Here is a 25,338-nt window from a genome sequence, read left to right as displayed (position 1 = left end):
GAAATGACCTCTCTCAGGAAGCACAACATGGACTCACCGCTCGCCGCCTCTCTCTGGCAGCAGATGCAGCAGGGATTGCACGGTCGCGATGCCGCCTGGCCTCTCCCCGCCTTCGTTGATCGCGCCACCTTCTCTTCTGCCTTTGCCGTCAGTGAACTGGCGGCCACCAGCATCGGTCTGGCAACGCAGGCTGCTGCTGCGCTTATGGCCACATCCCGCCCTGAATTCGCCTCTCCGCTCGTCACCGTAAACGTCCGGCTGGCGTCACGCTGGTTTCAGCAGAGCTTCCATCCACTGAATCGCGCGGCGCCCGCGATGTGGGATGCGTTTGCCGGTGACTATCGCAGCCGGGATGGCTGGATCCGTCTGCACACTAATGCCGCGCATCACCGGCTGGCGATGAAGCGGGTACTGGGCGCGCACGCCGATCGCGCAGCACTCGCGCAGCAGGTGCAGCAGTGGCAGGCCAGCGAACTGGAGCAGGCCGTTATTGATGCGGGTGGGTGTGCCGCAGAAATGCGCAGCGCCGCCGCCTGGCAGCAGCATCCGCAGGGCCAGGCCGTGCAGCGCGAACCGCTGTTTAGCTGGCAGACCACACAACAGGCAGCCGCACCGGCGTGGCCGCTGGCCGAAGCCCGTCCTTTACTGGGCATCAAAGTACTCGATCTGACGCGGATTATTGCCGGGCCGGTTGCTACCCGTTTTCTTGCCAGCCTGGGAGCCAGCGTGCTGCGCATCGATCCGCCTGGCTGGCAGGAGCCGACGCTGGATGAGGAGATGAGCTGCGGCAAGCGACGAGCGGTGCTGGATCTGACTCAGCCCGCCGATCGCCAGCAGTTTATTCACCTGCTGCGTGAAGCGGACGTGCTGGTGCATGGCTATCGGGCGGATGCGCTGGAACGGCTCGGGTTTGACGCGGAGACTCTTCAGTCACTCTCACCCGGTCTGGTCGATGCCGGCCTGAATGCCTGGGGCTGGCAGGGTCCGTGGCGCAATCGCCGGGGTTTTGACAGTCTGGTGCAGATGGGGTGCGGCATTGCTGAACGCGGCATGCAGTGGCAGCAGAGCGACCAACCGGTTCCGCTGCCGGTGCAGGCGCTGGATCATGCCAGCGGCTATCTGCTGGCGGCGGCGGTGCTGGAGGGATTACGGCAACGCATTACTGAGGGCCACGGCAGCCAGGTCCGGCTGTCGCTGGCGCGCACCGCGTGGCTGTTGCAGCAGCATCCCACCGATCAGCACACAGGTTCCGGCATTGTGCCGCAGGTTAAGGATAACCTGCCCTGTTACGAATTAACGCCGTGGGGGTTTGGAGTGAGGCTGCGAGCGGCCGCCTGGCTGCCCGGCACCCCACAGCTCTGTGCGACGCCAGGGTGCGCGCCGGGTACCCACCCCGCGACCTGGTTAAGCGAAACATTAGATAATTAGAAAAATAATGTTGATGACATTAGATTACTATCTTATTATTTACACCTGACTCAGGGACGAAGTTCATTGAAACGGGGTGCAGAATGGTCAGGGTAGACTGGTCCAGGCGGGCATTGAAGCACCTTATGAAGATCGACAAACGTTACCAGAAAATCATTTACCAGAAGGTGGGTGAGTTAGTCAGTTTCCCGGTCGTCACACTGGACATTAAAAAAATGCAGGGCAGCGATAATCACTACCGGCTGCGGGTTGGCAACTACCGGGTCCTGTTACGTTAACCGGTGGCGAACCGGTGATCCTGGAAATTACAGAGGTAGCAAGAAGAACATCCGTCACTTACTAAAGCTTTTGGGATACCTGCAAAGCCTTACGCACTCACGACCTCTGCTGCGCCACAAAATTACCCGGATAAACTATGTCAAAACAGTACATCTATGATGAAGCAGGCAAACCCCAGTTTGTGGTCTTGCCGGTGGCGGAATATGAAAGGCTGCTCTTGGCCAGCGATGGCGAATGGGAGACTATTACTGTGGAGGCTGACGAGCACGACGATGAGACGATCCCGCACGACGTTGCAGGGATCATGATTGAGCAGGAAGTGAGTCTTCAGGCGGCCTGGCGCATCTGGCGGGGGCTCAGTCAGCATGATGTGGCTCAGCAGTTGGGAACCACGCAAAGTGCGATCTCTCAACTGGAGCGTATTGAAAGTAAGCCGCAGAAAAAGACGCGTGAACGTCTCGCAAAACTTTATGGCTGCCGGCCCGGGCAGTTAATCCTGTAAGCCGCCATAATTGAGAGGGTACAGGTGCCCGAAAAAAAGCACGCCGGATCCAGATAATCCCACAGAACCCATTGAGAAAGATGATTCAGCACTGTGCGCCGGGTACGCACCCGGCGACGTGATGAATCAGGCGTCAGGCGTCAGGCGTCTCTTCGCTGCTATCCAGCAGTTCGTTATACATCGCCTGGATCGCTTCGCGGCTCAGCATGGCAAGAGTACGATAAAAAGCGGTGGTCGCGTGCGCTTCCACTTTACCCAGGAAAGCACCGCACCACGGCAGGAGATACTCTTCAAACAGCGCCATCTGCGCTGCGCTCTCATCTTCCGCTGACTGATCTTCCAGCCATGACGCCGCCAGCATCAGCACACCAAAATGATCAGCAGGCGCATCGCTCAGCGGCATTCCGCGTGAGGTCAGGAACGCACGCACTTCCGGCTCCGTTTTGCCTTCCGGCCACTGTGAGGCGTACGGCGGCACGTTGCAATCGCTGCCAACAAACAGCGCGTTGTAATCGGCGGCCAGTGCCTGGGGATCGCTGTTCTGTTGCAGACGGGTGAGCAGCTCATCCTGCTCCAGCGGCCACTGCGACTGCAGTTTGCCTTCACGCAGCAGCGTGAACAGCGGCACCAGCAGCGGATCCTGCGGCTGACGATTAAACAGTGAGCCGATCACGCGGCACAGAATGGAAAACTCATTCATGAGTCAGATTTCCTTGAGGCAAGTAAATTAAAAGTCAGCCAGTTCAGCAATATGTTTGCCGCTGCGCCGCTCCAGAAAGTCGAGCAGGCGCGGCGTGACATTTAACACCCGATCCTCAGAAAAATCCACATCGCGGGCGATGCGCAGGCAATGTTCAAAATGCCCGAGCGTAAACGCGGTGTGGGAATCGGAGCCAAATGCCAGCCGTCCACCGGCATCGGCGGTCTTAACAACGGCGATGACCGGGACTCTGAGTAATCGACCCTTACACCTGGCTATCTCAGCCAGAAAGTGAGTTCATACTTCAGAAAAAATCTTAAAGCAACTGGTTAATTTTGCATAGAAAACTTCAGAATACATCATCCAGCAACTTCTGATTCTGATGAACTATTAGCCAGGCGGAATGAAGATATGCAATAACAGGCTAATCAAACTCGTAAATTTTCATAAAAAAAATAGAATAAAATAAAAAGCACTTTTCATACGGGGGCTTACCTCCACTAGTAATAGCGAAAATACTTTCCACAAAAATAAATAATTAAAAGGATCCATAGAAAAGCGAACAGCAGACCATATGTAGGAAAGACGCTTACAAAAAAAATGGCCCCGACCAGACCGGCCGCTGGTGGTATAAGTCCAAAAAAGGATTGACTTACCCAGGCATATAGCCAGCGAAGGGTCGCCTTCATTTTATTAAAATCTTGTTTAGTAGATTTAAAATCTGCTCTTCGCTGGTGGAACCTGAATTTTTCAAATAGATTATTCTAGACATTTCCGACTCAATCAAATAATAGAACATTTCTAAATTAGCATTATATAAGTCGAAGTAATACTCCGCATCATCGAAGCGTAATTTTCTTGCTGCTTTTGTGGCAACCTCAAACTTACCATAAAATTTAAAAGCGGTTACGGCATACGAACTTGTAGCATTAATTACATTAATGTGTGACTGTTTGAAATCCCGGGATTGTGTAATAACGAGAGCGATTAACTGTGCTATAGCAAGTTTAGAGAATTTACCAGAAGCATAATCAGACGCTTTTTCAGCTAACAGTCTCTGTATGTTCTGGATGCCTGTATCACCAATACGGCTCAGTTTTTTTCTGAAGTATATTTCTACCATCTCTAAAACCACGTCCTGCCGGGTAAACAGCATTCTGAGTTGCTTCAGGTATCGCAAATCTTCCTGCTTAAGTTGATTACAAACATCCTTGTAGTCATCAAAAAAGCATGAACCATAGCCGCTTGCACGTTGAGCGCCAGACACAATCCCCCTTCCTGTATCAAGCATTGTTTGATGTAACTCAGCAAGTGCCTTCTCAAAGTTAAGCGCAATGGTTCGCTCTGCCTGAAGTTTAATCTTAAGATATGACATGCTCATACTCATCCCTTTGTGTAGAATTCCTTATGCAACGATTGTATACTGAAGTGAAAGGTATGCAAAGAGAATGGCTTATGAAAAGGATCAAGTGGCTGGCTTTATACACCGTATTTACTCTATTTTATCTTATAGTGATCCCGGAAATCATCTTCAGAACCCTTTCGGAAGATGCTTACATGAAGCTCGGTGAAATCGTAAATCCATTTCAAATTTTCCCTTCAACAGCGAATGCATTATTCATAGCAATAATAATTTCAGCTTTGCTATTAGCATGGTTAACTATTAAATTAATAAAGCGCGTTACAAGGCGTGGTAATTCTACGCTTTGATCTAACGCGATCAATAAAGAGCAGAATAGAACTTAAAGTTTACGCCATTACCCGCCCGGACGAACATCCCCGTTGACATTGCTAACCCGAACGATTGAGACCATTTTTCAGTTATTAAGTGCTCTCTCAGCTTTAAGCTTCAGGTCTTGCCACACGCCCTTTCCGGGCTGATAAGGAAACGGGTTACGGTAAAATACTCGCCTCAGTCATTATATCCCCGCAGATATAAGCGGGGATTTTCATCATGGTGAGCGTGTTGCTTACCTGGCTGGCGCTAAAAGTCAGCCAGTTCAGCAATATGTTTGCCGCTGCGCAGCTCCAGAAAGTCGAGCAGGCGACGCGGCGTGACATTTAACACCCGATCCTCGGGAAAATCCACCTCGCGGGCGATGCGCAGGCAATGTTCAAAATGTCCGAGCGTAAACGCCGTGTGGGAATCGGAGCCAAATGCCAGCCGTCCACCGGCATCGCGCACGGCGGCGGCGATAGCCCGGCAGTTCGGTTCACTGCCCGGACGCGAATGGGTAAAGGAGGAGTTATTCAGCTCCAGCGCCACATCGTAGTGTGCGGCTGCCTCGGCGATAGCCGTGATATCGACCGGGAATTTCGGGTTGCCTGGATGACTGATGATATGGACCAGCCCGCCCGCCATCGCGGCGATCATCGCATCCGTGTGATGTTTCCGGTCGCGCGGCGCATAAACCGGCTCGTGAAAACCGGCGACGATCAAATCCAGCGCATCGAGCATCGGGCCGGAACAGTCGATTTCGCCCTGCTGATTTTTAATATTGGCTTCGATACCGCGCAGAATACCCACGCCATCGATCACGCGCGGCCAGACGCGCATATTAATGAAGTGCCAGTAGTGCGGCGCGTCGGCCATGTCGGGGCCGTGATCGGTAATGGCAAACAGTTTCATGCCGGTTTGCTTCGCCTGAGTCACGTAGTCGTGAAGCGTGCTGTAAGCATGGGTGCTGGCGATGGTGTGCATATGCAGATCTACCGGATACATCCTCTTCTCCTGCTGATTGCCCCTGACGGGGCCGGTTCATTAATAGCCGCGCTGACGATCCACTCTGCCCTGCGGCGGCTCGCCTGCCTTGTCCTGGGTGATGGCGCGGGCGATGTAGTCGATAGCTTCGTCGATCAAGGTTACGGCCGCATTATGGGGCGTGATTGTGACGCGTGGATGTGACCAGAGCGGATGCGCTTCGGGTAGCGGTTCAACCTGAAAGACATCCAGCGCCGCCGCTTTCAGCTGTCCGCTATTGAGCGCGGCCAGCAGATCCTCTTCCACCACCTGGGCGCCACGCGCGATGTTGAGGAAGAAAGCGCCGTGCGGCAGCTGCTGTAAAAAGCGGTGGTCGATAAGATTAATGGTCTCGTGCGTGCTCGGCAGCAGGTTAATCACCACCCGCGTTCCCTGCAGAAAAGCAGGCAATGCATCGCGACCGGCAAAGCTGGTCACGCCATCAATTTCTTTGGGCGAGCGGCTCCAGACACGTAACGGGAATTCCCAGACTTTAAGACTTTCTGCCACGCTCTGCCCCAGCACACCCGCCCCCAGGATGCCGATGGTGAAATCTTCGCGCGCGTAAGCGGGCAGCGGCTGCCAGCACTGTTGCTGCTGCTGAAGACGGTAGTCGTCAAAACGTCGGAACCAGCTGAGTACGCTATGAACCGCATACTCCTGCATCTGCCGCGCCATGCCGGTATCTTCCAGCCGGTACAGTGGCACGCTGTCCGGCAGCATCTCAGGGTTCTGCTGCAGCTGTTTCAGAATCTCGTCCACGCCTGCGCCCAGCGCAAAGACACCGCGCAGGGTGGCGCGTCCCTGCAGCATCTCTGCAGGCGGCGAACGGACCAGGGCGTAATCAGCCGGACCGTTATCGCCTGGCTGCCAGGCACGCACCCGCGCCTGGGGCAGCCGCTGTTGTAAACCGTTAATCCAGGCCGCTGCAGACTGCGACGGGTGATACCAGATGATCTCCATCCTGCTCTCCTTTTTTCTTTCAGCGTCAGGGAAAAGCGAGGTGAGAGCAAGAAAAAACCCGCTTAATAAAGCGGTTTTTTCCATAAAAATAATTCCCGTGGCTTCACATTTCCGGCTCGCTTCAGGGTGAAGTGGTCAGATAAGGTCTAAAGTTGGTCCTGTGGTCAATGCGTTACGCGCGGCCGCGTTTCGGACAAGGAGAAAAACCGATGACAAAAACTGAGGTAAACGCCGCTCCACGGCGTCAGCGTTATGCGCCCTTTCTGCTCACGTTGCTGCTGAGCGTACCCGCCTTCACTGCTCAGGCCGACGACAACAGTCGCATGCTGAATAATCAGCCGCAGCCGCCTGACGTGCGTTTAGGACCGCTGTTTAATGCCGTGCAACAGGCGAAGTTCTATCCCGATCAAAAGACCTTTGCGGATGCGGTGCCGAAATTCGATCCCGCTTCAATTCTTGCCGACTGGCAGATGCAGAAGAAACAGCGCAATTTCGATCTTAAGCGTTTTGTAGATGCCAACTTTACCCTGCCCGCGGCCGGTGACAAATATGTGCCGCCAGCCGGACAAAACCTGCGTGACCACATTGATGGCCTGTGGCCGGTGCTGACGCGCACCACCAGCAGCGCCGGTCAGTATGACTCGCTGCTGCCGTTACCCAAACCCTATGTGGTGCCAGGCGGGCGCTTCCGCGAAGTCTATTACTGGGACAGCTACTTCACCATGCTCGGGCTGGCCGAGAGCGGGCACTGGGATAAAGTGCAGGATATGGTGGATAACTTCGCCTCGCTGCTCGACCGTTATGGCCACATTCCCAACGGCAACCGCAGCTACTACCTGAGCCGCTCACAGCCACCATTCTTCAGCCTGATGGTCGATCTGCTGGCGACGCACGATGACGGCAAAGCCTACACCCGTTATCTGCCGCAGCTGCAGAAAGAGTATGACTACTGGATGGCAGAGAGCGATAACGTCGCGGCGGGCGCAGCCAGCAAGCGGGTGATTAAGCTGGCGGACGGCACCCTGCTCAACCGTTACTGGGATGCGCGCGACGTGCCTCGCACCGAATCCTGGATGGATGACATTGCCACCGCGCAAAAAGCGCCGCAGCGTAATAAAGCGGAACTCTATCGCGAGCTGCGTTCCGGTGCGGCGTCGGGCTGGGATTTCAGTTCGCGCTGGTTTACCGATGCGCATAACCTGTCAACAATTCGTACCACGCAGCTGGCCCCGGTTGACCTCAACAGCCTGCTATTCCATCTGGAGCAGACTCTGTCGAAAGGCTATCAGATGAACAAGCAGAGCGATCTGGCTAAGCAGTTTGCCGATCGCGCGGAGAAGCGCCAGGCGGCGATCAACCGCTATCTGTGGGACAGCAAACAGAACTGGTACGCCGATTATGACTGGCAGAAAAAGCAGGTCCATCCTCAGCTGACTGCCGCCACGCTGTTCCCGCTCTATCTGCAGGTCGCCAGCGATAAGCAGGCTGAAAGCACCGCCAGCGCGGTAGAAAAACAGCTGCTGAAACCTGGCGGTCTGGTGACCACCACCGTGAACAACGGTCAGCAATGGGATGCGCCCAATGGCTGGGCACCGCTGCAGTGGGTCGCCGTTGAAGGTCTGGAACACTACAACCAGCCGAAACTGGCGAAAGAGGTGGGATTACGCTTCCTGCAAAACGTCCAGAACACCTATGACCGTGAGCATAAGCTGGTGGAGAAATATGTCGTTGAGGGCAAAAATCTCGGCGGCGGTGGTGGCGGTGAATATCCGCTGCAGGATGGCTTCGGCTGGACTAACGGCGTCACGCTGAAACTGCTGGATAAGTACTGCCCGAAAGATAAAACCTGTAACAGCGCCCACGATATTCCGCAGGCGTCTGCCTCACAACCTTAATCCTCTCTGGATACCTCTGGCCTTGCCGGGGGTATCCCCACTTCATTTCCGCGAATTTTACTTGACCTTCTTTCATCAACAGGCAAAATTGCAGCCAATTTACAAAAGGTAATAATTCTCATTATGATAATGAGATTGCCTATCAAAGCTTTTATTCACCTGCCTGAACCTTTGCCAAGAAAGGAATTTTGATGAAACTGTCATTGTCGCTGAAAGGTTATGTTCGCCTCTGCACCCTGGCGCTGACCGCGCCTGCTCTGAGTTATGCTGCCGATATGGTGGTAACCGCGCAACCGCAGGAAGATTCGACCTCGCCGACCCAGGGTTATCTGGCGACGACCAGCCAGGGCGCAACCAAAAGCGATCGTCCTCTGATCACCACGCCGCAATCGATTTCCGTAGTTACCCGCCAGCAGATGCAGGATCAGGGCGCGCTGACCCTGAATCAGGCGCTGGGCTATAGTTCCGGCGTCTTCACCAATTTCGGCGGCGCCGCTACCCGTTACGACACCATTGCGCTGCGTGGCTTCCATGGCGGCGATGTCGATAACACCTTCCTCGACGGCATGCGGCTGATGAGCGACGGCGGCAGTTTCAACGGCCTGCAGGTGGATAACGCCTTCCTTGAGCGCATCGACGTGATCAAAGGCCCCTCTTCTGCGCTCTATGGTCAGACGGTGCCGGGCGGGCTGGTGAACATGGTCACCAAGCGTCCTCAGTTCAGCGAAGAGGGTCACATCCAGTTGCAGGCGGGCAGCAACGCCACCACCGGCACGATGTTTGACTACACCAATGCCATCAACGATCAGTGGGCGTTTCGCCTGACCGGCGTGACCCGCAACAGCGATACCCAGTACGATCACACCCGCGAAGAGAAATATGCGCTGATGCCGCAGCTGATGTGGCAGCCGGATGAAGATACGCATCTGATCCTGAAAGCCTATCTGCAGAAGGATCCGTCGGGCGGCTATCACGGTTCGGTACCGGGTGACGGCAGCCTCACCGAACACAATGGCTACAAGCTGAGCAACGGCTTTTATGAGGGCAACAGCGATCTCGATCAGTTCAAGCGTCGCGAGCAGATCTACAGCTTCGATTTCGCCCATCGCTTTAACGACGTCTGGTCATTCTCCTCGACCGGCAGCTACAGCCACTCGAATGTCGATCTCGATCAGGTCTATCAGATTGGCTGGGACAGCGTGAATCCCGATCTGCTGAACCGATATTACTCTGGCGAGCGCTCGTCGCTCTCGGCCTGGTCCACCGATAACCGCTTACAGGCTGAGTTCGGCACCGGAGAACTGGAGCATCGCGTCACCCTGGGTGCTGAGTATCATCGTTATAAAAATGAGATCAGTGAGGCTTCCGGTTCGGCCAACCAGCTTAATGCACGGACTGGTGAACAGGTTGGCGACATGCCTGATTACACCTGGGCCGATAAAACCCGTCGCTACTATCAGACCGGCCTCTATCTGCAGGATGAGATGAAGCTGGATCGCTGGCATCTGGATCTCTCCGGTCGTTATGACCGCATTGTCGCCAGTAACAGCGGCAGCGACCGCCGTCAGGATGATCACATCAGCGGCCGCGCAGCACTGCTCTATGCCTTCGACAACGGTATCTCGCCTTACGTCAGCTGGAGCCAGGCGATTACCCCGACCGCGCTCACCGATCCCAACAACAACCTGCTGAAGCCGACTACCGCCGAGCAGTATGAAGCCGGGGTGAAATATCAGCCGGTCGGCACCCGCGATCTCTATAGCGTGGCGGTCTATGACCTGACGCAGAAAGATGTGGCAAACCGCAATGTTAAGGATGGAACCTATACGCCATCGGGCAAAGTGCATTCACAGGGCATTGAGCTGGAAGCGCATAATCAGTTAACCCCGCGTCTGAGCACCGTGGCGAGCTATACGCTGAATCATCTGCGCTTTAAAGAGTCGGTGGATGGCAACGACGGACATACGCCATATGTCACACCTAACAGCATGGCTGCACTCTGGGGTCACTATCAGTTTGATTACGGTCTGAGCGCGGGTGCGGGCGTGCGTTACATCGGCAAACAGTGGGCGGACAATGAAAACACTACGCGTGTGCCGTCTGTGACGCTGTTTGATGCGTCAGTGCGGGCCGATCTCGGCGTCTGGAACAGCAGCCTGAAAGGTGCATGGGTGCAGGTCAACGCCAATAACCTGACCGACCGTACCTATGTGGCGGGCTGTTATGGCACCGGCTACTGCTACTGGGGCGCAGAGCGCAGCGTAATGGCGACAGTCGGTTACGACTTCTGATAGCAAAATAAGAGATAAAAAAAGGGGACGAATCGCTTCGTCCCCTTTTTCGTTTAAACCTTTACGGTCAACTGCGTACTTTGCGGTAGATAAACAGCACCACGATGGCACCGATAACAGCGACCACAAAACTTCCGAAGTTAAACCCATCGACGCGGCCGAAGCCAAACAGCGTACTGATCCAGCCACCCACTACTGCACCGATAATACCCAGAACGATAGTCAGAATGAAACCGCCACCATCTTTACCCGGCATAATCCACTTCGCCAGAATACCCGCGATTAAGCCAAAGACGACCCAGGAAATAATACCCATCTGTTGCTCCTTCCTTTTTTGATTAAATCGTGAACGCCTGATTAATCAAGCGGTTTACCGCGATAAGTATAACCAGCTTTTCAAAAAATGCCTGCCTGCTCACAGTTATTATTGATGAATAGCATGCTAAAGCTTTTTTTTGCCGCGCCGATAACCGAGACGAGGCAAAAAAACAGCATCAACAAAGTAACCCCCCTTGTGGAGCAGGACGTGAAAGAAGCCGACCAGGAACAATATCTAAAACGTGGCACGCTGGCGGTTCTTGGCGTTATGAAAGATCTGCTGCGATTGCAGACGCCATTACTGGTGCGCTTTCCGCGTGGGCAGTTTATCAGCCGGATGCTGGCTGCCGATGAAGATCGCCTGCTGTTTGACCTCGGCAGTAATAATCTGGATAACGATTATGCCCTGACCAGCGACGATCTCAGTATCACTGCGGAGACCTACGGCGCTAAGGTGGAGTTCAGCCTCGCCGCGCTGGAAATCGTGGAGTTTGAAGGGTTACCCGCTTTCAGCGCGCCGCTGCCAGACCTGCTGTGGCAGATCCAGCGACGTGAGTTTTTCCGGGTCTGCGCCCCGCTGGAGCCGCAGTTCTGGTGTCACACCGTGTGGCCCGATGGCAGGAAGACACGCCTGCGTCTGCAGGATCTGTCGCTGGGCGGCATCGGCGTGCTGGTCGATGAAGCGCTGCCGGACGGGTTGCAGGACGGTGACAGCTTCAACCCGTTCCGGATCGAGCTGGGCGAGTATGGCCATTTTGACGTGCCGGTAAAGCTGCTGAGCATTGGCGAGCGCAGCGTGGTAACTCGCAAAAATGAAACCCGCATCACACCGCGACTGAGCTTTCGTTTTGCCACGCTGAACCCGGCGCAGGAGCGGCAGCTTCAGCAGATTATTTTTGCCCTTGAACGCCTGGCTCGCGATAAATCGACCCGATTCCAGTAACCGCTTTACGGATGCGCCACACAGGTGGGCCGCATCCAGGCTATGCTTCTTGCTTGTTTTCTTTTAAACCGGAACCCAGCAAGGAGACCCTCCCCAATGGAAAACTGGCTCTCTTCACGTCGTTTTCACTCCCTCTTTTTTAATCAGGAACTCTGGCTAAACAGCGCCATCGTGGTGGTATCCACGCTGGTGATTTACTGGGTATTACGTACCCTGATTCGCTTTATCTCCAACCGGATTGCCCTTTACAGCGAACATCGTCATGTTCGCGCTACCGCGATTCTGGTGGAGATATTACGCAGTACCAGCCAGACCCTGCTGCTGATCTTTTCGCTGCTGATTGCTCTGAAGTTTATCGATCTGCCCGCGTCGTGGAGTGTAACCATCGCGCACGGCTGGTTCCTGGCGCTGATTGTGCAGCTCGCACTGTGGCTCGACTGCGGCATCCGGCTATGGCTGAAAAGCCTGCTGCGTGACCCGCTGCACGTGCGCAACCCGGTCACTACGGTGATCCTCGGGATTCTGCTGCGGGTAGTGGTCTGGATTATGATGTTCCTGGCCATTCTGTCGAACATGGGCATTAATATTACCGCACTGGTCGCCAGCCTGGGAGTCGGGGGCATCGCGATTGCGCTGGCGATTCAGACGGTACTGAGCGATGTGTTTGCGTCGCTGGCGATAGGCTTTGATAAACCGTTTGAGCATGGCGATTTTATTGTCTTCGGTGACATCGCCGGTTCCATCGAGCATATCGGCCTGAAAACCACCCGACTGCGCAGCCTGAGTGGCGAGCAGATTGTCTGCTCCAATACCATTCTGTTGCAGCAGACGATCCACAACTATAAGCGCATGCAGCAGCGCCGCATCGTCTTTAAGTTTGGTATCAGCTACGCCACGCCGTCAGAGCAGGTCCGGGAGATCAGCCCGCTGGTGAAAGAGATTATTCAGGGCGTTGAGACCACCCGTTTTGACCGCGCCCACTTCCTGGCCTTTGAGGATTCAAAACTGACCTTTGAAGTGGTCTATTTTGTGCTGGATGCGGATTACAACAAGTACATGGATATTCAGCAGGAGATTAACCTGCAGCTGATGGCCGCACTGGAAGAGCGGAATATCCGCTTCGCCTTCCCGATTCGTCAGGTTGAGTTCAGCGGCGGCAATCTGCCGCCGGTGGATCTGGTTGCGGTGCAGAATGACGATGACGAGGTGCGCAGAATGGCGCGCTAAATCAGTGCCCGCCTTCTTTTTCAGGCGTGGCGGGCATACAAGCCGGTGCGGGCGGAATCGTGACTGCACCGGCTGCTTCATCCCCTTGCATTCAGCCGTTCCGCCTTACCGCTTACTGATGCCGGTAGCAGCTCACGCCGAGATACTCACTGAATGCTTCCTGCAGCACACCAGCCGTGGCAGAGTGATTCATCGCCACATGATGCTCAAAGCCGTTACGGCAGATCCACGCCAGCAGTGTCTCCAGCTGCGGCACCTGGATCACCGCACGGCAACCTACCGTGTCCAGCGGATCGGTGACCGACATTCCCTCTCCCACATAGGCTTTGATTTCGCCGCTGAAGTCGTCGGTAGAGAGGCGGAAATAGGTCAGATCGCCCTGCTTCATCCGGCCATGCACTGCGCCACAGGTGTTCTCTTTGCCTACGGTGGTGCCGATGATATCCGCCGTGCCCATGGTCGGTGACTCCAGGCTGGCGCTGGCGAAATTACCGCAGTGAAACAGCACACATTTGTCCCGCTCGTCGCCAAAGTTGTTGTTCCAGTCTGCCAGCGAGGCGGGGTTCAGCGAACAGCTGGCGAGCGCGTACATCGACAGCGCCCCCATTACATCCACTTCGCAGGCGCTGGGCATCAGCTGGCCCGACATCACGCTCATGATTGAGCAGACGTTAATGCCCAGGTTCTCCTGCAACGATGTCCAGCACTGAATGGCGGTGGTATCGATATCGTTGTCGCTGATCCACTCGCTGATCACCACAAACAGTTTGGCCATGGTCACCAGTTTGTCACCCGGAATCCCCCGCGCATCGGCGTTGGCCTCCAGGATTTCACGCTTCTCTGCCACACGGATATCGTCATCGCGCAGCCGGTTGGTGCGGGTAAAGATCTCCGATAAATCCAGGGTCTCCACCGCGATACCCATCTTCTCCAGCAGCTTTTCGCTGTAGCGCACGGTGTTGAATCCAGCGGGCCGGGCACCAATCGCCCCGACGCGTACCCGCCGCATAGCATTCACCACCCGACAGAGCTGGCTGAACCGCTGCAGATCCTGCATAAACACCTCGCCGCTCAGGGCGCAGACGTGCTGGCGGGTCAGCGTAAACGGGATGCCATATTGCCGCAGGTTGTTGCAGAGCGAAATTTTGCCGCAGAAGCTGTCGCGGCGCGTCGCCAGTCCCATTTTATCCAGATTGTCCTCTTCGGCCTGCACCAGCACCGGCACGTTCAGCCCGGCGAGACGCAGCGCTTCCGCGATAGCTTTTTCATCACCAAAGTTAGGCAGCAGCACCACAATGCCGTGAATCGCTTCGCGATGCTGGCGAAACAGCGCGGCGCAGGTTTTGGCCTCCTGACGCGTCTCGACGCCGCCCAGATTGGTCTGGGTCTCATCCAGCATCACCGTATTAATATTCATCTTTTCAAACAGCGCGACCGCCTGCTGGCGCGCCTCGCCCACCAGATAGCTGGGAAAAAAACCCCGGTTGCCAATAATGACGCCGAAGGTTAACTGCTGAGGAAGTGTTGACATGGCTATGCTCCGGATAAGGATTAATGTGGCTGATAACGACAGCGTGCAACGGCGTCAATCCAGCCTTTATAGTTTTCCTGCATACGCTGCGCGTTCTCTTCACGCGGCATGATGACGCTGCCGCCCTGCAGCGCCTGCATATCACTGCCCTGCTGCCACCATCCCAGCACTTTGCCTGCCAGCAGTGCCGCGCCCAGCGCGGAGACCTCGGCGGTAGGCACCCGCTGCAACGGCCGCTGTAACACATCCGCCTGTAACTGCATCAGCCAGCTATTTTCGGTGGCGCTGCCATCCACACAGAGCGCCGGAAGCTGCTGGCCGCTGGCCTGTTCCATGGCAAAAAAGACGTCGGCGATTTGCCAGACGATTGACTCCAGCGCCACCCGCGCCAGCACGGCGGGTGTGGCGGCATCCGTCAGTCCACACACCATGCCGCGCGCCTGCAGATCCCACCAGGGCGCACCCAGGCCAGAGAGCGCCGGGACAAAATAGATGCCCTGATTATCGTCGCAGCGCTGCGCCATCGCGGTGAGTTCGCGCGGCTCCTGCACGCCGAGCATTCTGCCCAGCCAGGCGGCACCAGAACCGGTGTGGGTGATGTTGCCTTCAAAGGCATAACGCAGCGTGCCGTCGTGCCAGGCCACGGTGGTGCTGAGCCCATTTTCCGTCAGCAACGGCGTTGCCATGGACATCATCAGTGAAGATCCGGTGCCGTAGGTGGCTTTCACCACTTCAGACTCGCCGCGCCGCTGCGCCTGTAGCGCAGCATGAGAGTCACCGATGCGCGCCAGAATTGGTGTGCCTGGCGCTAAGCCGGGAATATCACTCACCGCGACCACGCCCTGTTCACTGGCGGAGGCGGTGATGCGCGGCAGCGCGGCGCGCGGCAGCTGAAACAGCGTCAGCAGCTCGTCGTCCCAGTCATTAAGATGCAGGCTGTAGAGTTGAGTACGAGAGGCGTTAGCATGATCGGTAATAAATACCTCGCCGGCGCTGAGCTGCCAGCTGAGCCAGCTGTCGACCGTGCCGATACAGAGCTCACCCGCCGCCGCCCGCGCCGCGCCGTCGGGAATGGCGGCCAGCATCCCGGTCAGCTTGGCGGCCGGAAACATCGGGTCAACGGCCAGACCGGTCAAACCGGTGATGCGAGGTGCTTTGCCCGCCTGACGCAGGTCGCGACAGAGTGACTCGGAACGTCGATCCTGCCAGCTCACCAGCGGCGTCAGCGGCTTGCCGTCACGCCGCTGCCAGATCAGCACCGACTCGCGCTGATTACTGATCGCAACTGCCGCGACAGGCGCGCCACCACAGGCTGCCAGGCAGTGGGTAATGGCCTCTTTTACCGCCTGCCAGATCGCCACAGGGTCCTGCTCAGCCAGTCCCGGTTGCGGGTGCTGCAGGGTTAAGCTCTGGCTGCCGCGTGCCACCACGCGGCCATCGCGATCAATCGCAATCGCCTTGGCATTGGTAGTGCCTTCATCGATTGCCAGAATCAGGGGTCCCACCATGTTTATGCTCCTGCGCAGATGCGCGCTGCACGGTTCACCACGCTACTGGCATCAATGCCATGATGGGCGCGGGTAGAGGCGCGATCGCCGGCAATCGCATATTCCCCATCTGCAATGCCGAGCCGCAACAGCGGGATGCCGCAGCCGCCTTCCGCCAGCACTTCGGCCACCAGGCTGCCGACACCGCCATTAACGTTATGCTCCTCTACGGTAATCACCGCTGGGTAGTGATTTAACAGGTTGCGCAGCTGTTGGGTATCACAAGGTCGAATCGATGGAACCGCGATCACACCGGCTGAAATGCCCTGCTCAGCCAGTTGCTCAGCAGCGTGAACCACCTCGTGAACCGTTGAGCCCATCGCCACCAGTGCGATGTCGCTGCCTTCACGCAGCAGGTCGATCGCGCCCGGCCTGAACTGGTAGCTTTCCTCGTGCAGCTGCGGCAGATCTTTGCCATCCAGACGGATATAGACCGGCCCGACATGCTCAAGGGCGTAATCGATGATCTGACGGCACTCCAGCGGGCAGGAAGGCGCATAGATCTCGATGTTGCCGAAACCGCGCATCACCGCGATGTCATCAATGCTGTGATGGGTGCTGGCTAACGGGCCATAGCTGGTCCCGGCATTCAGCCCGAACAGTTTGACGTTGGTGTTGTTGTAGCAGACGTCGACTTTTACCTGCTCATTGGCGCGTGACACCAGAAACGGCGCGGCGTTACAGGTCACTGCGACTTTGCCGCCCAGCGCCAGACCGGCCGCCGTGCCCACCAGCGTCTGCTCAGCAATGCCGACATTAATCAGCCGGTCGGGAAAGGCCTTGATAAAGGGGGCGATTTTAGCCGTCGACGTGGAGTCGGCTACCACCGGCACCAGATCCACACCGCGATTCACCGCGTCGATAAAGGCCGTGACCATGACGCTTGCTAAATGTTGTGCATTACTCATCTTTCAGTTCCTCCAGTGCCAGTGCGATCTCTTCGCCTTTCGGCACCCGGTGATGCCATTCCGCCTTGCTCTGAATAAAGGAGACGCCAAATCCCTTCTCGGTATGCGCCACAATCACCTGCGGTTTGCCGTTCTTCGGCAGGTTTTCAATGGTGTCGACCACCGCCGCCATCTCATTGCCGTTGCATTCGGTTACCTCCAGCCCGAAGGCGCGCCATTTTTCCGGCAGCGGATCGGTGTTCATGATGTCGCGCGTCGTGCCCGCCAGTTGCAGCTTGTTTTTGTCATTGATGATGATCAGGTTGTCGAGGCCGTAATGCGCCGCCACCAGCGCCGCCTCCCAGTTGCTGCCTTCAGCCAGTTCACCATCGCCGGTCACCACAAAGATGCGGCGCGGGCTGTTATCTTTTTTCGCGGCGATAGCGATGCCCACCGCCACCGGCAGGCCGTGACCCAGCGCGCCGGTGTTCAGCTCAACGCCCGGCGTTTTCTGCCGTACCGGATGACCGGGCAGATGCGAGTCGGCATGCTGATAGGTTGCCAGCCAGTCGGTCGGAAAATAGCCCGCTTCCGCCAGTACGCAGTAATAGCCCCCCACCGCATGCCCTTTGGACTGGATATAGATGTCACGCTGATCGTCGTCTGTGCGATCCGGGGCGCAGTTCAGAATGCGGAAGTAGAGCGCGGTGAGGATCTCTACCTGTGACAGGTCAGCGCCGGTATGACCGCCTGCCGGGCTGCCCGCGTTAAGCTGGATGATGCGGCGGCGGATTGCCCGCGCCCGGCGCTCAAGGTCATTGACCGGAAGATTGAAAGGATTCATACACTACCTCTGAATTTTAAATCTGTTATGAATATATATTCACGTCGGTTAAAAAATTTTGTGCCTGAAAAAAGGGGCTAATAAACTGAACCGCCCTTTGTTCGCCACTCTGCCCGCTAAACCGGGCAGGCTCTCCCCTGCCAGGAATCACTCAGCGGCCCCGCCTGTCCGGTTCAACGTACTTCTCCGTCAGGGTTTTGCCGGTGTTCCCTCCTCGATTAACGCTTTCTGTGCTACCACGGCCGCCTTCTGCTGCATCCGGCTCTGGGTCTGGTCGATGATCACCGCGATGATAATCACGATGCCTTTGATCACCATCTGCCAGAATTCACTGACACCCATCATGATCAGGCCATCTGCCAGAAAGCCGATGACGAACGCACCAATCAGCGTGCCGAGGATGGTGCCGCGTCCGCCCGCCAGTGACGTGCCACCCAGCACTACGGCGGCAATGGCATTCATTTCAAACGCAGTGCCGTTAGCCGGATGGCTGGCGACCAGTTGCGATGAGACCACGATGCCAGCAATCGCCGCGCAGAATCCCGACAGGGTGTAGACCAGAATTTTTACCTGCCGGGTTTTCACGCCCGACAGTTCAGCGGCACGTTCATTATCCCCGATGGCATAGACCTGACGGCCAAACGGCAGGCGACGGGCGATATAGGCGATTACCAGCGCCAGCACCACCATCATCCAGATGGCGTAGGGCAGCCCGAAAAAGGTTCCGGCACCAATCCGATCGAAACCGGTGTTGCCCAGCAGCGGATTCCCCTGCAGACCCGGAAAGGTCTCGCCGCCGGAGGTGAGCATCGCTGCGCCGCGCAGGATGTACATGGTACCGAGGGTGCAGATAAAGGGTGCCACGTTGTAGCGGGTAATGATCCAGCCGTTGCCCGCGCCAATCAGCGCACCGATCAGCAACACCACCGGCACAATCACCCAGACGCTGGGGAAGATGGCGATGCCAAACATTGGCAGCACAATGCCTTTAGTAATCAGCCAGCCGGCGATCATGCCGCACAGTCCCAGCGTCGCCCCAATCGACAGGTCAATTCCCGCCGTAATAATGACAAAGGTAATGCCCAGCGCCAGAAAGGCGTTGATGGCGATATGTTTTACCATGATCACCAGACTGCCGGTGGCGAGAAAGTCCGGCACGGTGATGGCGAAGAAGCCGACGATCAGAATCAGCGCAATAAACGTGCGCAGCTTCAGAAGCAGCAGCAGAATGCTTTCACGTGAACTGAACGCCTTAGCCGGAACTGTGGTCAGCGCGACGCTGTCATTGCTTTTCATGCTCAGAACCCCTGCGCACTTGCTTTTACCAGCGCTGCCTCTTCCGCCTGGTCGCGGGGAAGATCAGCCGTAAGTTTGCCGCCCGACATCACCAGGATGCGATCGGCTACCGCCATAATCTCTTTCAGGTCCGAGGTGGAGAACAGTACTGCAATGCCCTGCTGCGACAACGCCACCATCATGCGAAACACCTCTGCTTTTGCGCCGACATCAATGCCGCGACTCGGCTCATCCAGCAGCAGCAGACGCGGATTGGTCAGCAGCGCGCGGCCAATCACCACTTTCTGCTGGTTGCCACCACTCAGTGCGCTAATGGCCACGTCCGGCGAGGAGATTTTGATCGCCAGGTTGCCCACCGTCTGGCTTACCGCCTGCTGCTCTGCCTGATGGGCAATGGCAAAGCGGTGCGACAGACGCCGCCACAGGCTGGCGATGGTGAGATTACTGGCAACCGATGAGACCGGAAAAATCCCGGCGCGTTTGCGATCTTCCGGCACCAGACTCATGCCCATGCGGATACGATCGGCGGTGGGCAGACGGGTCGGCAGCGGTTTGCTGTCGAGCCACAGCTTGCCCAGATAGTGGCGCTGACTGCCAAGCAGACACTCAAACAGCTCAGTGCGGCCTGCGCCCATCAGCCCGTAAATCCCGACAATTTCCCCGGCCCGCACCTGGAAACTGACGTCATCCACCAGGGTATTGCCGTTGGGGCTGACGCAGGTAATGTGCTGCGCCTCTAGCACCGGCGCGCCAAACTCACGCGCTTCCGGCAGGAAGGTGGTAACCGGTTCACTGCCCAGCATCTCACGCACGATCCACGGCACATCGATGCTGCTGACTGACGCTTCTGCCTGAAAGCGCCCGTCGCGCAGAATGGTGATCACGTCGCCAATCGCCATCAGCTCCTCCAGCCGGTGGGAGATGTAAATCACGGTAACGCCCTGCTGCGTCAGATCGCGGATCACCCGGAACAGGATCTCCACTTCGGTTTTGCTCAGCGCCGAGGTCGGCTCGTCGAGGATCAGGATGTCCGCATCTTCCGCCAGCGCTTTGGCAATCTCGACCAGCTGCTGCTGACCCACTTTGAGATTACCGACCCGCTCATGGGGGGAAATCGGCTGGTCGAGGCGCGCCATCAGCGCGGCGGTGCGGCGTGCCTGCTCCGCCTCGTTGATCGGGGCCAGGCCGCGCTGGATCTCCCGGCCCAGAAACAGGTTTTCAGCCACCGTCAGGTTCTCAAACAGATTCAGCTCCTGGTGCACCATGCCGATGCCGTGTCGGGCGGCGTCGCGGGTGCTGCTCAGCGTCAGCGGCTCGCCATTCAGTAACAGCGAACCGGCCGTGGGCTGCTGTACCCCGGCCAGAATTTTCATCAGGGTCGATTTTCCCGCCCCATTCTCACCGATGATGACGTTAACTTTGCCGCGCCAGACCCGATAGTCGACGCGATCCAGCGCCAGCGTGCCGGGAAACAGCATCGATATCTGTTCGGCCCGCAGAATGATCTCATCGTCCATCAGGGCGCCCCCCGCGTCAGTTCAACCGCCACCACATCATCAACGCTGTTCTGCCCGATGGTTACGGCCAGCAGCGCCTGCACCGGCTGGTTGACCCAGCGGGCATCCAGCGGTGGCAGTTGCTTCACCGCGTGACGGTTCAGCGCCCGGGTTAACTGGGCGTACTGCACCTGATTAGTAAACTCTTCGAAACGGAAACCGGCGGCATCCCGGATAGCGTTACTGCGCAGCACCGGTCCGACACTGACCGTCACCGGCTTGCCATTAATCATCAGCGTCAGCGTGCGTTCACGCGGGTTACTCTCATCAAAGGCGCTGGCTGTCCCCCCGGCTCGCACGAAGACGCTTTCGCGCCCGCCGGGTTTGACCATCTGACTTTTCGCCTCCATGTCGGCCCAGCTCAGCGCATGGCTGTTCGCGATGGTCATCACGCGCGGCTGCCAGGCCTCTTCCGCAATCTGCTGCGGTGTCTGGGTGGTATAGCTGGGTTTCGCGTGTGGATCCTTCGGCAGGATCGGCTTACCGTCCGCATCCAGATCCACCACGGTGCAGGCGCTGAGTAGCGCCATACCGGTCAATACCGCCAGCATCCGTTTCATGGTTATTTCGCCAGGTTGAAGTTTTTCAGCTTAGCGGCGTTGCTGTCGTCAATCAGCACGCAGTCCATCAGCTGCTTCTCCTGTTTCTGCGCTTTGCCGTTCTTCAGGTAGTAATCCGCCTGCGTGACCGCCATCTGCGCCTGATCCCAGCCCGGCTGCAGCACTGTCGCTTTAATATTGCCTTTGTTGAGGATCGAATCGCGGGTGTAGTCGCTGCCATCAAAGCCCACCACGATCACCGCAGTTTTCCCGGCGGCTTTCAGCGCGGCTTCAGCGCCCAGCGCCATGGTGTCGTTACCGGAGATGACGCCCACGATGTTGGGGTGTTTCTGCAGCAGGGTTTCCATGCGGCTGAAGGCTTCGGTCTGGCTCCAGTTGGCGCTCTGCTGAGCCACCATTTTCATGTCGCTGTAGTCATCCAGCACATCGTGATAGCCCTGCGACCGCACGCCCGCGTTGGTGTCAGACTCTTTGCCCAGCAGTTCAACATAGTCCCCTTTGCCGCCCAGCAATTTCGCAAATTTCTCCGCGCCCAGCTGCGCCCCCTGATAGTTGTTAGAGACGATCTGCGCCACCGCGATGCCGGTTTTGTTGATCTCCCGGTCAATCAGGAAGGTCGGGATCCCGGCATCTTTGGCTTTCTGCACCGGCCCGACGGTGGCATCGGCCCCGGCGTTATCCAGAATGATCGCTTTCGCTTTGCGCGCAATCGCGGTCTCAATCAGCTGGTTTTGCTTGTTTACGTCATCATCGTGCGACGCCACCAGCGTGGCGTAACCCAGCTCTTTGGCTTTCGCTAAGGCCCCTTCCGCCTCGGCTTTAAAGAACGGGTTGTCATGCGATGGGGTGATAATTGCCAGCAGGCCTTGCTCAGCCGCCAGCACCGTTGCAGAAAAAGCGATCATTGAAGCCAGCAGGCTCAGTTTAATCAGAGGACGAGTCATTATTTTTCTCCGCTTGAATATATATTCACACGCGATTTTATATGCATAATGACTATGCGCCCGCGCTGACGTGCCGTCCAATGCGCGATCGTTAAAAAGCGAAAACGATCACAAATTAGCCTGCGTTGTGATTTTGATCATCCTGGTTAACAATACCGGGCAGAATCAGAGAGGGAAAAACCGATGGCAAAACAGGATGAACAGCGACTGATGGTGAAGATTGCCACTCTTTACTATGTCGAAGGGTTGAAGCAGTCAGAGATTGCGCAGTCGCTGACCTTATCGCAGTCGTTTGTCTCACGCATTCTTAATCGCAGCGTGAAAGAAGGTGTGGTCAAGATCAGCGTGGTGCCACCAGCCAACGTCTACCCTGAGCTAGAAAAGGCCATTGAGCAGACCTATAACCTGCCGCAGGCGATTGTGGTGGATGTGCCGGATCAGGCATCGCCGCTGCAGATTAAGCAGGCGATTGGATCGGCGGCCGCTCACTATCTGGAGACCCGACTGCGAAACGATGAGCTGATTGGTATTTCGTCGTGGAGCGGCACAATCCGGGCGATGGTGGATGCGCTGCATCCGCTCAACAGTGCCTGCAAAGGGGTGATCCAGCTGCTGGGCGGCGTCGGGGCAAACGGCAATGTGCAGGCCACGATTCTGACGCAAAATCTGGCGGCGCTGCTGAACTGCCCCGCCTGGCTGCTGCCGTCGCAGTCGATTGAGCATTCGGTCAGCGATCGCCAGCGGCTCTCTGCTAACGCGGAGGTCGCCGAGGTGCTGAGTAAATTTGAGCAGGTCGATCTGGCGATTGTCGGCATTGGCGATCTGGAGCCGTCGGCGCTGTTACGTAATTCGGGCAATTACTACGATGGCAGAATGCTGCAAACGCTGGCAGCGCGCGGCGCGGTAGGCGATATCTGTCTGCACTATTTCGACGCCTGCGGACAGCCGGTACTGAAAGCAGAAGAAGATCCGGTGATTGGTATGGAGCTGGCACAGGTAAAACAGTGTCCACAGGTGGTCGGGCTGGCAGGCGGAAGAGAGAAAGCGCAGGCGATTCGCGGTGCGCTGCTGGGCGGCTATATCAAGGTGCTGATCATCGACTATCCCACGGCGCGGCTGCTGCTCACGCCGCAGGATTAATCATAATCGGTCAGATAGTGCGGTAGGCCGTTGTAACCTTCCAGAGATAGCGCGGGGCCTGCGCCGCCGGATGCTTGTTCTGCACATGCTGATAGAACTCATCCGGTGACATGGCATTAATCATCGCAATGGCCCGATCGCGATCGCTGGAGAAGGTCCGCAGTAACGCCCCTGCGCCGTTGGCATAAGAGACGATGGTGGCGTAGCGCAGCGTCAGCGGATCGCGGATGCCCGACAGCGCGGAGTTCTGCAGAATGCGGATATAGGCGGTGCCGATATCAATATTTTTGGCCGGATCGCGCAACTCGGCATTCGATGGCTGACCACGACGGCCCAGCGTGCGATAGACTTCGCGCCCGGCGGTCGAAGCTTTAATCTGCATCAGCCCCACCGCATTTGAACGGCTCACCACGCCCGGATTTCCACCCGACTCGACACTGATAATGGCGCTGATCAACTTCTCATCAACGCCATAATGACTGGCGGCATCTTCGGTAAACATCGCCCAGGTGCCATTGACGCTGGACGGCGGTGCCTGAGTTAACGGCGTGTTGCGCTGCTTAACGGCATGGTGCGGTGGCTCGCTGGCACAGCCGGTCAGGAGTAACGCTGAGAGTATAAGGTGTCGGATTTTCAGCAATTTTTCGTCTCGTAGCTGTTGTGGCGAATGCTATCATACCCAGGCAGCCTGAGAGCAAAATTACCGTTTATCCTAAATGCATGAAAATGCGGCGCGTACCGTGACTTCAGCGGCGCTTTTCGCCATCATCGCCGTGAGTCAGGCGCTAACAGCAGGAAAGTATGATGATTTCACGTTCAGTTCGTCTTATCTCCCCCTCCGGTTACTGTCACAATCAGCCTGCGGCGCTGCAGGGCATGGCACGACTGCGTGCGGCGGGCCATCAGGTAGAGAACGAGCAGGTGATCACCCGCCGTTTTCAGCGCTTCGCCGGAACGGACGCGGAGCGCCTGGCGGATATCAACCAGCTTGCCAGCCTCAGCACACTGCCCGATGTGGTGCTGGCGGTGCGTGGCGGTTATGGCGCCAGCCGGTTACTGGAGTCCATCGACTACATCGGCCTGCAACGCCGTCTGCTGAATCAGCCGCTGGCGCTGTGCGGCCACAGCGACTTCACTGCGATTCAGCTGGCGCTGCTGGCGCAGGTCGGCCTGATTACCTTCAGCGCACCGATGCTGGCCGGTAACTTCGGCGCCGCGACCTTATCTGAATTTACCCTTCACCACTTCTGGCAGGCACTGACTTCACCTACAGTAGAGGTGACATGGCAAAGCGAAACGCCTGATGAGGGCGAATGGCAGGGTACGCTGTGGGGCGGGAATCTGGCGATGATCTGCTCACTGATTGGCACGCCGTGGATGCCGCAGTTTGAGAACGGCATTCTGGTGATTGAGGATGTGAATGAGCATCCGTTCCGCATTGAACGCATGCTGATTCAGCTGCAGCAGAGCGGCATTCTGGCGCGACAGCGGGCGATCGTCACCGGTAGCTTCACCAGCACAGCCCTGACAGAATATGACAACGGGTTTGACTTCAGCACCGTCTGGCAGCGACTGCGTGACACCACCGGTCTGCCGCTGATTTGTGGATTAGATTTTGGTCATGCCGCTGACACCGTAACACTGCCTTTAGGCGCCAGCGCACGATTAGCGGTCAGCCAGGGCCACGCCCGTTTGCAGGCGACCGGGCATCCCGTCCTGCGGGAATAGCGTTTGTTTCAGGAGATCG

22 protein-coding genes and 2 pseudogenes are annotated in these 25,338 nt (G+C 56.9%); 9 read left to right on the top strand and 15 right to left on the bottom strand.

The features are described from left to right. Nucleotides 1-27 precede the first annotated feature (27 nt). From AC0T7J_RS10295 to AC0T7J_RS10285, 3 genes and pseudogenes are all read left to right on the top strand, one after another. Entirely contained in the window at nt 28-1,428 is a 1,401-nt protein-coding gene (locus AC0T7J_RS10295; RefSeq protein ID WP_473793888.1) for a CoA transferase, read from the top strand. Nucleotides 1,429-1,511: 83 nt separating this feature from the next. Further along, nucleotides 1,512-1,771 (top strand): annotated as a pseudogene (locus tag AC0T7J_RS10290) (type II toxin-antitoxin system RelE family toxin). Between the two features lie 72 nt (nt 1,772-1,843). Beyond that, nucleotides 1,844-2,209 carry a helix-turn-helix domain-containing protein gene (locus AC0T7J_RS10285; protein ID WP_473793886.1) on the top strand — a complete coding sequence of 122 codons (366 nt, stop codon included), beginning with the start codon at nt 1,844-1,846 and terminating at the stop codon, nt 2,207-2,209. Nucleotides 2,210-2,342: 133 nt separating this feature from the next. Here the strand turns inward: AC0T7J_RS10285 and AC0T7J_RS10280 are convergent, their stop codons facing one another. The 5 genes and pseudogenes from AC0T7J_RS10280 to ghrA form a co-directional block, all read right to left on the bottom strand. Next, nucleotides 2,343-2,909, bottom strand: coding sequence for a TorD/DmsD family molecular chaperone (locus AC0T7J_RS10280; RefSeq protein WP_010246159.1), 567 nt, complete (start codon nt 2,907-2,909; stop codon nt 2,343-2,345). Nucleotides 2,910-2,936: 27 nt separating this feature from the next. After that, nucleotides 2,937-3,128, bottom strand: a pseudogene (locus AC0T7J_RS10275) (phosphatase); the annotation flags it as partial. Nucleotides 3,129-3,594: 466 nt separating this feature from the next. Next, nucleotides 3,595-4,284: a hypothetical protein gene (locus tag AC0T7J_RS10270; protein WP_473793884.1), complete on the bottom strand. Its 690-nt coding sequence runs from the start codon at nt 4,282-4,284 to the stop codon at nt 3,595-3,597. A 609-nt stretch (nt 4,285-4,893) separates the two neighbouring features. Then, nucleotides 4,894-5,631, bottom strand: coding sequence for a phosphatase (locus AC0T7J_RS10265; RefSeq protein ID WP_031592918.1), 738 nt, complete (start codon nt 5,629-5,631; stop codon nt 4,894-4,896). A 39-nt stretch (nt 5,632-5,670) separates the two neighbouring features. Next, nucleotides 5,671-6,612, bottom strand: coding sequence for a glyoxylate/hydroxypyruvate reductase GhrA (ghrA, locus tag AC0T7J_RS10260; RefSeq protein WP_473793882.1), 942 nt, complete (start codon nt 6,610-6,612; stop codon nt 5,671-5,673). Between the two features lie 209 nt (nt 6,613-6,821). Here ghrA and treA point away from each other — a divergent pair, with 209 nt between their 5' ends. Beyond that, nucleotides 6,822-8,507 carry an alpha,alpha-trehalase TreA gene (treA, locus tag AC0T7J_RS10255; protein ID WP_473793880.1) on the top strand — a complete coding sequence of 562 codons (1,686 nt, stop codon included), beginning with the start codon at nt 6,822-6,824 and terminating at the stop codon, nt 8,505-8,507. 191 nt (nt 8,508-8,698) lie between these two features. Continuing rightward, nucleotides 8,699-10,798, top strand: a complete 2,100-nt coding sequence (locus AC0T7J_RS10250; RefSeq protein WP_473793878.1) for a TonB-dependent siderophore receptor — start codon at nt 8,699-8,701, stop codon at nt 10,796-10,798. A 67-nt stretch (nt 10,799-10,865) separates the two neighbouring features. On the opposite strand, the gene AC0T7J_RS10245 is transcribed toward AC0T7J_RS10250, so the two are convergent. Beyond that, nucleotides 10,866-11,114, bottom strand: coding sequence for a GlsB/YeaQ/YmgE family stress response membrane protein (locus tag AC0T7J_RS10245; protein WP_010246168.1), 249 nt, complete (start codon nt 11,112-11,114; stop codon nt 10,866-10,868). 210 nt (nt 11,115-11,324) lie between these two features. Here AC0T7J_RS10245 and AC0T7J_RS10240 point away from each other — a divergent pair, with 210 nt between their 5' ends. Further along, the gene (locus AC0T7J_RS10240) at nt 11,325-12,059 is read left to right on the top strand and encodes a flagellar brake protein (RefSeq protein WP_473793875.1); all 735 of its coding nucleotides are present in this window, start codon (nt 11,325-11,327) and stop codon (nt 12,057-12,059) included. 96 nt (nt 12,060-12,155) lie between these two features. Beyond that, nucleotides 12,156-13,286, top strand: a complete 1,131-nt coding sequence (locus AC0T7J_RS10235; protein WP_473793873.1) for a mechanosensitive ion channel family protein — start codon at nt 12,156-12,158, stop codon at nt 13,284-13,286. A 112-nt stretch (nt 13,287-13,398) separates the two neighbouring features. Here the strand turns inward: AC0T7J_RS10235 and AC0T7J_RS10230 are convergent, their stop codons facing one another. From AC0T7J_RS10230 to AC0T7J_RS10195, 8 genes are all read right to left on the bottom strand, one after another. Beyond that, nucleotides 13,399-14,817 carry an L-fucose/L-arabinose isomerase family protein gene (locus AC0T7J_RS10230; protein ID WP_039391657.1) on the bottom strand — a complete coding sequence of 473 codons (1,419 nt, stop codon included), beginning with the start codon at nt 14,815-14,817 and terminating at the stop codon, nt 13,399-13,401. 20 nt (nt 14,818-14,837) lie between these two features. Beyond that, nucleotides 14,838-16,325: an FGGY family carbohydrate kinase gene (locus tag AC0T7J_RS10225; RefSeq protein WP_473793871.1), complete on the bottom strand. Its 1,488-nt coding sequence runs from the start codon at nt 16,323-16,325 to the stop codon at nt 14,838-14,840. Between the two features lie 2 nt (nt 16,326-16,327). Beyond that, on the bottom strand, nt 16,328-17,272 hold the full coding sequence (locus AC0T7J_RS10220) for a transketolase family protein (RefSeq protein WP_473793869.1): 945 nt from the start codon (nt 17,270-17,272) through the stop codon (nt 16,328-16,330). Then, nucleotides 17,265-18,095: a transketolase gene (locus AC0T7J_RS10215; RefSeq protein WP_473793867.1), complete on the bottom strand. Its 831-nt coding sequence runs from the start codon at nt 18,093-18,095 to the stop codon at nt 17,265-17,267. The genes AC0T7J_RS10220 and AC0T7J_RS10215 overlap by 8 nt, the downstream gene beginning before the upstream one ends. A gap of 189 nt (nt 18,096-18,284) precedes the next feature. Continuing rightward, nucleotides 18,285-19,391, bottom strand: a complete 1,107-nt coding sequence (locus AC0T7J_RS10210; RefSeq protein WP_473793865.1) for an ABC transporter permease — start codon at nt 19,389-19,391, stop codon at nt 18,285-18,287. A 2-nt stretch (nt 19,392-19,393) separates the two neighbouring features. Next, a complete protein-coding gene (locus tag AC0T7J_RS10205; RefSeq protein ID WP_473793863.1) occupies nt 19,394-20,908 on the bottom strand; it encodes a sugar ABC transporter ATP-binding protein in 1,515 nt (504 codons plus the stop codon). Then, on the bottom strand, nt 20,908-21,507 hold the full coding sequence (locus AC0T7J_RS10200; protein ID WP_473793861.1) for a DUF2291 family protein: 600 nt from the start codon (nt 21,505-21,507) through the stop codon (nt 20,908-20,910). Before AC0T7J_RS10200 ends, AC0T7J_RS10205 begins: the two co-directional genes overlap by 1 nt. Before the next feature lie 2 nt (nt 21,508-21,509). Continuing rightward, a complete protein-coding gene (locus AC0T7J_RS10195; protein WP_473793859.1) occupies nt 21,510-22,451 on the bottom strand; it encodes a substrate-binding domain-containing protein in 942 nt (313 codons plus the stop codon). A gap of 183 nt (nt 22,452-22,634) precedes the next feature. Here AC0T7J_RS10195 and AC0T7J_RS10190 point away from each other — a divergent pair, with 183 nt between their 5' ends. Continuing rightward, complete coding sequence (locus AC0T7J_RS10190) at nt 22,635-23,591, top strand: sugar-binding transcriptional regulator (protein ID WP_031594568.1); 957 nt, start codon at nt 22,635-22,637, stop codon at nt 23,589-23,591. 10 nt (nt 23,592-23,601) lie between these two features. Here the strand turns inward: AC0T7J_RS10190 and emtA are convergent, their stop codons facing one another. Then, the gene (gene emtA, locus AC0T7J_RS10185; protein WP_010246204.1) at nt 23,602-24,231 is read right to left on the bottom strand and encodes a membrane-bound lytic murein transglycosylase EmtA; all 630 of its coding nucleotides are present in this window, start codon (nt 24,229-24,231) and stop codon (nt 23,602-23,604) included. Nucleotides 24,232-24,395: 164 nt separating this feature from the next. On the opposite strand from emtA, the gene ldcA reads away from it, so the two are divergent. Beyond that, a complete protein-coding gene (gene ldcA / locus AC0T7J_RS10180; protein WP_473793988.1) occupies nt 24,396-25,319 on the top strand; it encodes a muramoyltetrapeptide carboxypeptidase in 924 nt (307 codons plus the stop codon). Nucleotides 25,320-25,338 lie beyond the last annotated feature (19 nt).

This window comes from Pantoea sp. E956-1, assembly GCF_982223955.1.
This window is presented reverse-complemented; position numbering and strand designations above follow the sequence as displayed.

Excerpts from the sequence above, each read along its gene's own strand:
- AC0T7J_RS10225 (WP_473793871.1), bottom strand. The coding sequence starts at position 16,325 with ATGGTGGGACCCCTGATTCTGGCAATCGATGAAGGCACTACCAATGCC.
- AC0T7J_RS10230 (WP_039391657.1), bottom strand. The coding sequence starts at position 14,817 with ATGTCAACACTTCCTCAGCAGTTAACCTTCGGCGTCATTATTGGCAAC.
- AC0T7J_RS10235 (WP_473793873.1), top strand. The coding sequence starts at position 12,156 with ATGGAAAACTGGCTCTCTTCACGTCGTTTTCACTCCCTCTTTTTTAAT.
- AC0T7J_RS10250 (WP_473793878.1), top strand. The coding sequence starts at position 8,699 with ATGAAACTGTCATTGTCGCTGAAAGGTTATGTTCGCCTCTGCACCCTG.
- AC0T7J_RS10190 (WP_031594568.1), top strand. The coding sequence starts at position 22,635 with ATGGCAAAACAGGATGAACAGCGACTGATGGTGAAGATTGCCACTCTT.
- AC0T7J_RS10295 (WP_473793888.1), top strand. The coding sequence starts at position 28 with ATGGACTCACCGCTCGCCGCCTCTCTCTGGCAGCAGATGCAGCAGGGA.
- AC0T7J_RS10270 (WP_473793884.1), bottom strand. The coding sequence starts at position 4,284 with ATGTCATATCTTAAGATTAAACTTCAGGCAGAGCGAACCATTGCGCTT.
- AC0T7J_RS10210 (WP_473793865.1), bottom strand. The coding sequence starts at position 19,391 with ATGAAAAGCAATGACAGCGTCGCGCTGACCACAGTTCCGGCTAAGGCG.
- AC0T7J_RS10280 (WP_010246159.1), bottom strand. The coding sequence starts at position 2,909 with ATGAATGAGTTTTCCATTCTGTGCCGCGTGATCGGCTCACTGTTTAAT.
- AC0T7J_RS10215 (WP_473793867.1), bottom strand. The coding sequence starts at position 18,095 with ATGAATCCTTTCAATCTTCCGGTCAATGACCTTGAGCGCCGGGCGCGG.
- AC0T7J_RS10195 (WP_473793859.1), bottom strand. The coding sequence starts at position 22,451 with ATGACTCGTCCTCTGATTAAACTGAGCCTGCTGGCTTCAATGATCGCT.
- treA (WP_473793880.1), top strand. The coding sequence starts at position 6,822 with ATGACAAAAACTGAGGTAAACGCCGCTCCACGGCGTCAGCGTTATGCG.
- AC0T7J_RS10220 (WP_473793869.1), bottom strand. The coding sequence starts at position 17,272 with ATGAGTAATGCACAACATTTAGCAAGCGTCATGGTCACGGCCTTTATC.
- ghrA (WP_473793882.1), bottom strand. The coding sequence starts at position 6,612 with ATGGAGATCATCTGGTATCACCCGTCGCAGTCTGCAGCGGCCTGGATT.
- AC0T7J_RS10245 (WP_010246168.1), bottom strand. The coding sequence starts at position 11,114 with ATGGGTATTATTTCCTGGGTCGTCTTTGGCTTAATCGCGGGTATTCTG.
- AC0T7J_RS10200 (WP_473793861.1), bottom strand. The coding sequence starts at position 21,507 with ATGAAACGGATGCTGGCGGTATTGACCGGTATGGCGCTACTCAGCGCC.
- AC0T7J_RS10205 (WP_473793863.1), bottom strand. The coding sequence starts at position 20,908 with ATGGACGATGAGATCATTCTGCGGGCCGAACAGATATCGATGCTGTTT.
- AC0T7J_RS10265 (WP_031592918.1), bottom strand. The coding sequence starts at position 5,631 with ATGTATCCGGTAGATCTGCATATGCACACCATCGCCAGCACCCATGCT.
- ldcA (WP_473793988.1), top strand. The coding sequence starts at position 24,396 with ATGATTTCACGTTCAGTTCGTCTTATCTCCCCCTCCGGTTACTGTCAC.
- AC0T7J_RS10285 (WP_473793886.1), top strand. The coding sequence starts at position 1,844 with ATGTCAAAACAGTACATCTATGATGAAGCAGGCAAACCCCAGTTTGTG.